Source organism: Pseudomonas sp. NPDC008258, from assembly GCF_042956345.1.
Taxonomy (GTDB): domain Bacteria; phylum Pseudomonadota; class Gammaproteobacteria; order Pseudomonadales; family Pseudomonadaceae; genus Aquipseudomonas.
In genome coordinates this window covers 88561-97478 of record NZ_JBIBGE010000028.1, presented here as the reverse complement: position 1 = coordinate 97478, position 8918 = coordinate 88561, and the positions used below count along the sequence as shown (strand labels likewise).

Genomic DNA, 8918 nt, shown 5'->3' with positions numbered 1-8918 from the left:
GCGCGAGTAGTATTTGCCCTACTGAAAAGCGGAGACGAGTATCGATCAAAAGCCGCTTAAAAAACTTCCCTAAAACCATAGAATCTCCCACAGGAGTATCACCAGCCTTCAGGCGAGTGCAGGACCTGTGGGAGCCGCGCTTGCCGGCGATGGGCCGCGCCGCGGCCCCGGTAGCGCTATGCGCACCCTGTGTGAGCGGGTTTACCCGCGAAGCAGGCGCCGCGGTGGATGGCACCGGCTGTGCCGGTGTTCGCGGGTAAACCCGCTCACAATGGATTGTGGTCGGGCTCAACGGCAGCTTCGGGTCGAAAGCTGTCGGTCGCGAATGACTGTTTTCGACCCGAAGCGGACCTTGCTTGGTGTTGATGACCAGGCGAACTGAGTAAGGTCAGCTCGAAAACGGCCTGAGAATGAGCATCAAAAGGGACTGAGCCGAGCATCGATACCTGCCTGTTTGGCCTGCGCGATCAGGTTTTCGACGGAATCTTGCTCAACTATGCAACCCACATAATCCGCACCGCCCGTGTCTACATGCACAAAGCGCTTTCCGAATCCGGTCAGCCATTGATCGAAGTCGACCAGCACCTGCGCCATTGTGGGCATCCCCTCCAGTGGGTAGGCATAGACCTGTTCAATACCGCTAGCTGAAACCAGTTTCGGTGCCAGGTACTCGAAATCATCGAAGCCGCGCACGTCTACAGCCATGAGTACCAGATGATCGAGTGACTGACCTTTCTCCGCGTCCAAAAGGCCACTGGCCAGCGCGGTGGCTGGCTCCTCACCCAGGTTGTAATAGCGCGATACCCTTCTGACGAGACGCGCGCGTTCTTTTTCAGGCAGGCGTGCCAATAGGGCATGAGTGAACATTTTAAGCTGCGCACCGAATGGATGAAGCTCACGCATTATCGCGGCGTCGCTCAATCGTGGTTCATCGGGTGGTGGCTGTGTGAAGCGGCCACCAAACAATCGATCGAATAGGCCCATCGCCGTTTATTCTCCTTTGAGGGTGAGGTAGCTGTAGTGAAGATTAACCCAGCGGCTCGACGACTCAAGCCATGCCAGAGTGCCGCAGCGATCGCCCCATGGCTATCACTGATAACGGCGTGGCGAGGGCGTAACTTCATTTCCTCGACTCGATCCCCATCCTGTTCGCATCGTGACGATCGATGAACACCTGAGCGCTGTAAGGCCGGGAAATCAGACACGGTTGGCCGTTTTCGACCCAAAGCAGAAGTTGAGCCGAACAGCAATCTTTGTGGGAGCGGGCACGCCCGCGAAGAATCCAACGCGGAGCCTGGCACCGGCTGCGCCGGTGTTCGCGGGCATGCCCGCTCCCACAGAGTGCGCATCGCGCTCACGAAATCAGCCATTTTTCAGTGTCTGCTTTGGGTCGATCGCCGCCGTTCGCGACAGAACCAGTGTGCATAGGCCCCGCGCCTAAGCACCCAGAGCCCGTTTCAACACTTCGTAGATTCTGGCGTCACCCGATTGAGCAACGTTGAACCGCAGAAAATCCCCCGCCGTCATCGACTGGCTAAAGGCATTTCCGGGTGCCAGCACCACACCTTCCGGCAAACACGCCCTGGCCAATGTTGCGGCATCCTTGCCGTGAGGCAGTTGGCACCAGGCATACATGCCAGCCTGGGGAATGATCCAGGGCTTGATACCAATGGCCTGCAACCTCGCTACCGTTTTGTCCATCTGCTCGGCCAACCGAAGGCGAACCCCCTCCATGTGTTTTCGGTACCCGCTATCAGTAATCGCGTGATGGATGATGTCTGCGGCCAGGCGCCCACCGCCGAATGTGGTCGCAATCTTGAGGTCGACCAGGCTTTCGATCCATTCCCCGCGAGCAGCAATGTAGCCGCATCGAACCGAGGCTGAGATGGTTTTGGAGAAGCTGCCTATCTGGATGACACGGGCGAGGCCATCGAAGGCCGACAGCCGTGGCGCGGGCGCATGCTCGAAGTCGCCGAAGATGTCGTCCTCGACAATCACCAGGTTGGAGGTGTCGGCCAGCTTCAGCAACCTGTGCGCCGTGACCGGTGAGAGGGTGGCCCCGGTCGGGTTGTGGATGCCGGAATTTGTGATGTACAACCGTGGCGAGTGCGTAAGCAGGGCAGCGCCGAACGCATCGATGTCCGGGCCCGTGGGCGTGTAGGGTACGCCCACAACGTTCACCCTGTGTGCCTTGAGCAGCGCGTGGAAGTTGAAATAGCAGGGGTCGTCTACCAGCACTGTGTCGCCCGGTTCCAGCAGAAAGCGGCAAATAAGGTCGATGGCGTGAGTGCCGGATTCCGTCAGCATGATCTGTTCCAGAGGGGCTTCGATCCCCATGCCTGCCAGGCGTCGCGACAAGAACTGCCTGAGCGGCGGATACCCCAGCGGTGAAGCGTACTCGGTCAGTTTTGCCGCGTCTGACCGGGCAACGATTCTAAGCGCTTTACGCATGCCAGCTTCGTACATCCAGGAAGGCGGTAGCCACCCGCAGCCGGGTTTCAACGCATCGATCGAGGTTTCAAGCGACTGTCGCGAGATCCACAGTGGGTCGACCACGCGATCAAACCTGGGGCCAAGTTCGGTCAGTGCCAAGGGCGCCACTGGCCCCGCCACGTAAAAGCCGGAGCCAGGGCGAGCGCTGAGCACGCCCTCTGCCATTAGCCGCTCATAGGCCTCAAGGACGGTAGAGACCGAGACCTGCATGGCTTGGGCCATTGCCCGGACGGAGGGAATTCTTGTGCCGGGTGTGTAGGTTCGGGAGGCGATTCTGGACTGAATTTCGCCCATGACTGTTTGAATTCGCGTTCCGCTGCGTTTCATCGCGCCCTCAACTGTGCGGGTTTTATATACATAACAGTTCGGTTCAACTGTATTGGATTGTACATGGCCTGGATAAACCCGTCAGTGATGTACTGAACACCGGATTATCGAGGACTTACCAATGGAAAAAACAACAAGCGGGTGGATCAACGGCTTTGTAGGCGTCGCAATTTTTGCGGGCTCGTTGCCGGCAACCCGTGTGGCAGTGGCGGATTTCGAACCCACCTTTCTGACCTGTGCCAGGGCAACCATTGCCGCCTTGTTGGGTGCGCTCTTCTTGATCGTGTTGCGCCAGCCTCGGCCGAAACGGGGTGATTTGTGGTCATTGGCGATAACAGCGCTTGGTGTTGTGATCGGTTTTCCGCTGTTGACGGCACTGGCCCTGCAGCATGTCACCTCAGCGCATTCCATTGTTTTTGTCGGGCTCTTGCCCCTGTGTACCGCAAGCTTTGCCGTGCTGCGGGGTGGTGAGCGCCCTCAGCCGCTGTTCTGGTTGTTCTCGATGATCGGTGCTGGCCTGGTCGCAGGTTATGCGTTGATGAATGGTGGTGACGGCTCGGTGGTGGGCGACCTGCTGATGATGGCTGCGGTGGTTGTGTGCGGGTTGGGTTATGCGGAAGGGGCGCGCCTTTCGCGGACATTGGGTGGTTGGCAGGTGATCAGTTGGGCGTTGGTTGTGGCGTTGCCGTTCATGCTGCTGCTGACCATCGCTAATTTTCCAGCGCCTGATGCCTTTGCCCAGGTAAGCGCGCCTGCGTGGTTCAGCTTTGGCTACGTTTCACTGTTCAGCATGCTGATCGGCTTTGTGTTCTGGTACCGGGGGCTGGTCCAGGGCGGGATTGCGGCTGTGGGCCAATTGCAACTTTTCCAGCCGTTCATGGGGCTTGGCCTGGCAGCGTTGCTGCTGCACGAGCACGTCAGCTGGATGATGCTTGTGGTCACGCTGGGGGCTGTCATCTGTGTGGCCGGGGCCAAGAAATACGCACGGTAAGTCGGCAGTGGCGGTAATCAGGCCCACCACTGCCAGCAAGCATTCAGAACCCTTCCAGCACAATCTTGCCGCGCGCTTTTCCACTTTCGATCATGGCGTGCGCACGCTTGAGGTGCTCGGCGTTGATGGTGCCGTAGTGCTCGCCAAGGGTTGTCTTGAGTACCCCATCATCGACCAGCCGGGACACGCGGTCGAGCAGTTGGTGCTGCTTGATCATGTCCTCGGTCTTGTACAGCGAACGCGTGAACATCAGCTCCCAATGCAGTGAAAGCGACTTGCGCTTGAGCGGCATCACATCCAGCTGCGCCGGGTCGTCGATCAGCGCCAGCTTGCCTTGCGGGCGTAGCACTTCCACCAGTTGCTCAAGGTAACTGTCGGTGTGCGTCAGGCTGATCACGTAGTCGACCGGGTTAAGCTTTAGCTCTTCCAACTGCAACGGGATCGACGCGCTGTGATCGATGACATGATGAGCGCCCAGCGCCTCGACCCAGGCCCGGGTTTCGGGCCTTGATGCCGTGCCGATAACCGTCAGCTGGGTGAGCTTGCTGGCGAGCTGGACCAGGATCGAACCGACCCCTCCGCCGGCGCCGACCACCAGCAGGCGCTGGCCTTTGCCACCGTTTTCTTCAATGCCCAGGCGGTCGAACAGCAGCTCCCAGGCGGTAATGGAGGTGAGCGGCAGGGCAGCGGCACTGGCGTTGTCGAGGGTGCGGGGCTTGTGCCCGACGATGCGCTCGTCCACTACGTGTAGCTCGCTATAGCTGCCTGGGCGGTCAATCGCCCCGGCGTAGTACACCTCATCGCCTGCCTGGAACAACGTGACTTCCGGCCCCACCTCGCGGACAACGCCGACTGCATCCCAACCCAGGATTTGTGGGTGCTCACCGCCGCGGCTCGCACGGATCTTCGTATCCACCGGGTTAACGGCAATGGCCCTGACTTCGACCAAGAGGTCGCGGGGGCCGGGTTTTGGCGTGGGCAGTTGCGCGTCATACAGCGATTGCGGGTCGTGGATCGGCAAACCGGGCTGGGTGTAAACGACGGCCTTCATTGGCGCTACCTCCAAGGGATATGAAAAGTGAGAGCAGGCTATTCCTTTCGATTCACTCAAAAAATAGCCTGAATGCAGTAAGACTTTCTCGCCTGTGATGAAAATAGTGTGGCGCTCAGCCCAATGCTGATCACTTGGCGTTATAGCGCGGCGCCAGCTGGTTGCTGGAGAGCTGGCCGAACAATGCCTGACGGCTGGCTTCGTAGTGGTCGAAGGCTTGCAGGTCGTGTACTGACGGCAGGGAGATCAGCACGCCGTTGTCGAAGTCTTGCAGGGCACCGTCAACCAGGTCCTGGGCCGACATCACGATGGCCGGGTCGAGGTTTTCGAGCGGCAAACCGCCTGTCTGCCAAAGGTCGGTGGCGGTAGCCCCGGGCAGTACTGCCTGCACTTGTACGCCTTTGCCTGCCAGCTCCTTGGCAAGTGCTTGCGTAAATGCGGTGACATAGGCCTTGCTGCCGCCGTAGACACCGTTAAGCAGTTCCGGGGCCAGGCTGACGATCGACGAGATATTGATGACCGCGCCTTGCTTGCGAGCCACAAAGCCAGGCACCGCGGCATAGGTGAGGCGGGTGAGGGCGGTAATGTTGAGGCTGATCATCTCGGCCATGCGCTCGACGTCGCTTTCCAGCAGGCCGGTATGGGTACCAATACCCGCATTGTTCACCAGCAGGCTGATGCTGGCGTCTTCGCGCAGCTTGCGCTCGACCCTGGCCAGGTCGGCTGCATTGGCAAGGTCGGCCGGGAACACCTCCACGTTCTGCCGGGTGTCACTGGTAAGCCGGGCGGCCAATGCGTTAAGGCGTTCCCGGTTGCGTGCCACCAGCACAAGGTCATAGCCGCGGCGGGCCAGTTGCTCTGCGTAGATCGAACCGATGCCGGTGGAGGCGCCGGTGATGAGCGCGGTGCCTTTGAATTGCTGGGTCATGATGATGCTCCTTTGTTTAGGTGTGGAGCCATCATGCAATACGTGGTTTTTGACCGAAATGACGCATATGATACGTTTTTAGGACATAACGTAGAGGGCACCAGCATGCACCGGGTCGGCTACCTCATAACCGATGGTTTCCAGGTCATGTCCCTGGCGACGCAAACCGTGTTCGAGTTCGCCAATATCGTGGCGGGCGAGGCGATTTACCGGGTCCAGAATTTTTCCATCGGTGGCGGCACGGTGCGTTCTTCCCTGGGGATGCATATCGACACACTGCCGTTGGGTGCGCCGGGCCTGGCTGACACCTGGATGGTCACCGGCACGTTGACGCCAATGACGCCGCCCAGTGAGGACGTGCTGGCCAGCGTACGTGGTTTTGTCGACGGCGCGCGACGTACCGCAGGCCTTTGTACCGGCTGCTTCGTGCTGGCGCAGGCCGGTGTGCTGGATGGCCGGCGCGCCACCACCCACTGGGCGTATGCGAACAAGCTGCGTGAGTTACACCCGAAGATCGACGTCGAGGAAGACCGGATTTTCATTGTCGATGGGCCGATATGGACGTCCGCCGGCATGACCGCCGCCCTGGACATGGCGCTGGGCATGGTCGAGAAAGACCTGGGCACTGAACTGGCCAGGTCGGTCGCACACAAGATGGTCATGCACCAACGCCGCTCTGGGGGGCAATCCCAGCACTCCGAACTGTTAGCGCTTTCGCCCAAGTCGGACCGTATCCAGCATGCACTGGATTACGCAAGCAGGCACCTGAGCCGCCCATTGAGCGTGGAGGAGCTTGCCGACGTGGTGCACCTGAGCCCTCGCCAGTTCACACGGGTGTTCACTGCCGAGACAGGGCAGTCACCCGGCAAGGCTGTGGAGCGCCTGCGGCTGGAGGCTGCCCGGCTGATGATCGAGCAGAGCCGGCACAGCCTTGATGTGGTGGCCAGGGAGACCGGGTTCAGGGACCGCCGGCACCTGCGGGAAGTGTTCGTGCGTGGGTTTGGTGTGCCACCGCAGTCCATACGCAGGGATGCACGGCAGCGATGATGCACGCAACTTAACGGTTTAGGCGGGGTAGAGGTGATGCCAAGGCGATCCGTCGCCAAGGCTTGCAGGGGTCAACGGTTCTTGTCTGTCATTCCGCCGTCCTGGTCTATATCGGCTTGTGAGTCATCATCCATGTTGCTGTGGCGGGCATTGTCTGATTTTTTGTCCGGGGAGTGGCCGCCTTTTGCACCTTGCTGATTGGCACCACTCGCCCGCCCGGGATCCTGGCCCTGCTTGTCCTGCCAGGCCCCTTGGCCGCCCTGTTGATGCTCATCAGGTTTGCCGCCAGACATCTGGCCGCGTTGCTGACCGGTTTTGTCTTGTTCGTTAGCCATGATCTTGCACCTCGCATGTTCACACAGAAAAAGCTGTGTTTACGTGTGAGGGCCAGCGGGCTGCGGTTGCTCATACTACTTTCCGGCTGGCAGACGAGGTGCGCGAAAATACCCATCGCTCAATGAGTTGTGTCGTAAAAGCTTGCAGAGGGCGCAGAGATCTGCCTGGCCGAAATTTCCGCACTCAGCGGGTATTTCAAACACCGCGCGGGCCGCCCTATGCGGCCTGCGAACAGTGCCTTGGAGGTTAGCCGGCGTTCAATGGCTTGGGGTTGGCGGCTTTTCTAACGCTTACTGCGCCCCACAACAGCCCGACGGAGGCAGCAATGAGCGACCCGGTGAGGATGCCAAGCTTGGCTGCACCCAGTGAACCTGGGTCGACAAAGGCGAGGTTGGCGATAAAGATCGACATGGTGAAACCAATGCCCGCCAGCAAGCCGATCAGGGTAATGCCACTCCAGGTCACACCTTTGGGCAGTGCACACCAACCCAGGCGCACCATTAGCCAGCTGACGGAGACGATGCCCAGGGGTTTGCCCAGCACAAGTGCCAGGCTGACAGCGAGCATCACGTGGTATGGCCCTTCGGAGGACAAGTCCACCCCGGAAAGCCCGACCCCGGCATTGGCCAGCGCGAACAGCGGCATTATCACAAAGGCTACCCAAGGGTGCAGCGCACTCTGCACCCGCACCACAGGCGGTACCAGGTCACGCTGGGCAAGCCGCAGGCGTTTCAGCGGGTCGATAAGGTTGCTGCTGTCCTGCTCCGGCGCTGTTGCACTGCCGAGCAGATCGTTGGAAAAACGTTTGATGGCGTCCACAGGGCGCTCACCCATGGGTGCTGAGCGCACGGGCGTCATGAGCCCGAGCACCACGCCAGCCAGGGTGGGGTGGGCGCCGGTCATCAGCACGCCGAGCCAGGTAATGGCGCCCGGAATCACGTACGCATAGGCCGAACCAACGCCGATCTTCTGCAACCCGACAACCAGCAGGATGCCAACGATGGCAACGCCAAAGCCTGTGTAGTCCATGCCACCGGAATAGAAGATGGCAATGATGAGCACGGCGATGATGTCGTCGATGATCGCAAGTGCCAGCAAGAAGATACGCACGTTGGACGGAATCGATTTGCCAAGCAGGGCGAGCACGCCGACGGCGAAGGCAATGTCGGTGGCCGTGGGCACAGCCCAGCCGTTCTGTTCTTGCGGTGCATGCGCGAACGCCAGGTAGATCAAGGCGGGTACAACCACGCCGCCCAGGGCCGCTGCCATGGGCAAGGTGGCCTGGCGCAGGCTCGCCAGCGCGCCTTCGTGGATTTCTCGGCGGATCTCCATGCCGACCACCAGGAAGAAGATGGTCATCAGGCCATCATTGACCCAGAAGTGCAGGGATTGCGAAAAAACCATCGACCCCACACCGAACGTGAGCGGTGTGTGCCAGAGTGAATCGTAGCTGTCAGCGAGTGAAGAGTTTGCCCAGGCGAGTGCAGCCAGGGCGGCGATGAGCAGCACCACACCACTCACGGCCTCGACATGCAGGAAGCGCTCTAGCGTGGCGAACGCACGACGGGCAAGTTGCTGGGCAAGGGGGATTCGAATTTTTTGCATAGGCGCAAGTAACCCCGCAAGGCGGCCCGACCTGCGCTGTTATTTAACCTGCGTCGCTGCGTTATGCAGCTAGCACCCGAGGGCAAGTCTATCACCCGAACGCAGTTTTGCGGTGAGAGATTGTGACGCTGCTTTTGCGC

Annotated in this window: 8 protein-coding genes; 2 read left to right on the top strand and 6 right to left on the bottom strand. The window is 60.0% G+C overall.

Annotated features, from left to right (window positions below; all coding sequences use genetic code 11):
- Nucleotides 1–417: 417 nt before the first annotated feature.
- Together ACFY9W_RS21415 and ACFY9W_RS21410 are read right to left on the bottom strand one after the other, a co-directional pair.
- Entirely contained in the window at nt 418–984 is a 567-nt protein-coding gene (locus ACFY9W_RS21415) for a hypothetical protein (protein WP_391134299.1), read from the bottom strand.
- Between the two features lie 453 nt (nt 985–1437).
- Nucleotides 1438–2820, bottom strand: a complete 1383-nt coding sequence (locus tag ACFY9W_RS21410; protein WP_391134296.1) for an aminotransferase class I/II-fold pyridoxal phosphate-dependent enzyme — start codon at nt 2818–2820, stop codon at nt 1438–1440.
- Between the two features lie 121 nt (nt 2821–2941).
- Between ACFY9W_RS21410 and ACFY9W_RS21405 the strand changes: the two genes are divergently transcribed.
- Nucleotides 2942–3811, top strand: a complete 870-nt coding sequence (locus tag ACFY9W_RS21405; RefSeq protein WP_391134293.1) for an EamA family transporter — start codon at nt 2942–2944, stop codon at nt 3809–3811.
- A gap of 43 nt (nt 3812–3854) precedes the next feature.
- Here the strand turns inward: ACFY9W_RS21405 and ACFY9W_RS21400 are convergent, their stop codons facing one another.
- Together ACFY9W_RS21400 and ACFY9W_RS21395 are read right to left on the bottom strand one after the other, a co-directional pair.
- Nucleotides 3855–4862, bottom strand: a complete 1008-nt coding sequence (locus tag ACFY9W_RS21400; RefSeq protein ID WP_391134291.1) for a zinc-binding alcohol dehydrogenase family protein — start codon at nt 4860–4862, stop codon at nt 3855–3857.
- A gap of 130 nt (nt 4863–4992) precedes the next feature.
- Complete coding sequence (locus ACFY9W_RS21395; protein WP_391134288.1) at nt 4993–5790, bottom strand: SDR family NAD(P)-dependent oxidoreductase; 798 nt, start codon at nt 5788–5790, stop codon at nt 4993–4995.
- Nucleotides 5791–5895: 105 nt separating this feature from the next.
- Here ACFY9W_RS21395 and ACFY9W_RS21390 point away from each other — a divergent pair, with 105 nt between their 5' ends.
- Nucleotides 5896–6837 carry a helix-turn-helix domain-containing protein gene (locus ACFY9W_RS21390; protein WP_391134285.1) on the top strand — a complete coding sequence of 314 codons (942 nt, stop codon included), beginning with the start codon at nt 5896–5898 and terminating at the stop codon, nt 6835–6837.
- A 71-nt stretch (nt 6838–6908) separates the two neighbouring features.
- On the opposite strand, the gene ACFY9W_RS21385 is transcribed toward ACFY9W_RS21390, so the two are convergent.
- Complete coding sequence (locus ACFY9W_RS21385) at nt 6909–7172, bottom strand: stress-induced protein (RefSeq protein ID WP_391134282.1); 264 nt, start codon at nt 7170–7172, stop codon at nt 6909–6911.
- Nucleotides 7173–7419: 247 nt separating this feature from the next.
- Nucleotides 7420–8778 (bottom strand): Na+/H+ antiporter NhaA, encoded by a 1359-nt coding sequence (nhaA, locus tag ACFY9W_RS21380; RefSeq protein WP_391134279.1) that lies wholly within the window; start codon nt 8776–8778, stop codon nt 7420–7422.
- Nucleotides 8779–8918: the final 140 nt, after the last annotated feature.

Coding starts and splice junctions, on each gene's coding strand:
- ACFY9W_RS21415 (WP_391134299.1), bottom strand. CDS start 984: ATGGGCCTATTCGATCGATTGTTTGGTGGCCGCTTCACACAGCCACCA.
- ACFY9W_RS21410 (WP_391134296.1), bottom strand. CDS start 2,820: ATGAAACGCAGCGGAACGCGAATTCAAACAGTCATGGGCGAAATTCAG.
- ACFY9W_RS21405 (WP_391134293.1), top strand. CDS start 2,942: ATGGAAAAAACAACAAGCGGGTGGATCAACGGCTTTGTAGGCGTCGCA.
- ACFY9W_RS21400 (WP_391134291.1), bottom strand. CDS start 4,862: ATGAAGGCCGTCGTTTACACCCAGCCCGGTTTGCCGATCCACGACCCG.
- ACFY9W_RS21395 (WP_391134288.1), bottom strand. CDS start 5,790: ATGACCCAGCAATTCAAAGGCACCGCGCTCATCACCGGCGCCTCCACC.
- ACFY9W_RS21390 (WP_391134285.1), top strand. CDS start 5,896: ATGCACCGGGTCGGCTACCTCATAACCGATGGTTTCCAGGTCATGTCC.
- ACFY9W_RS21385 (WP_391134282.1), bottom strand. CDS start 7,172: ATGGCTAACGAACAAGACAAAACCGGTCAGCAACGCGGCCAGATGTCT.
- nhaA (WP_391134279.1), bottom strand. CDS start 8,778: ATGCAAAAAATTCGAATCCCCCTTGCCCAGCAACTTGCCCGTCGTGCG.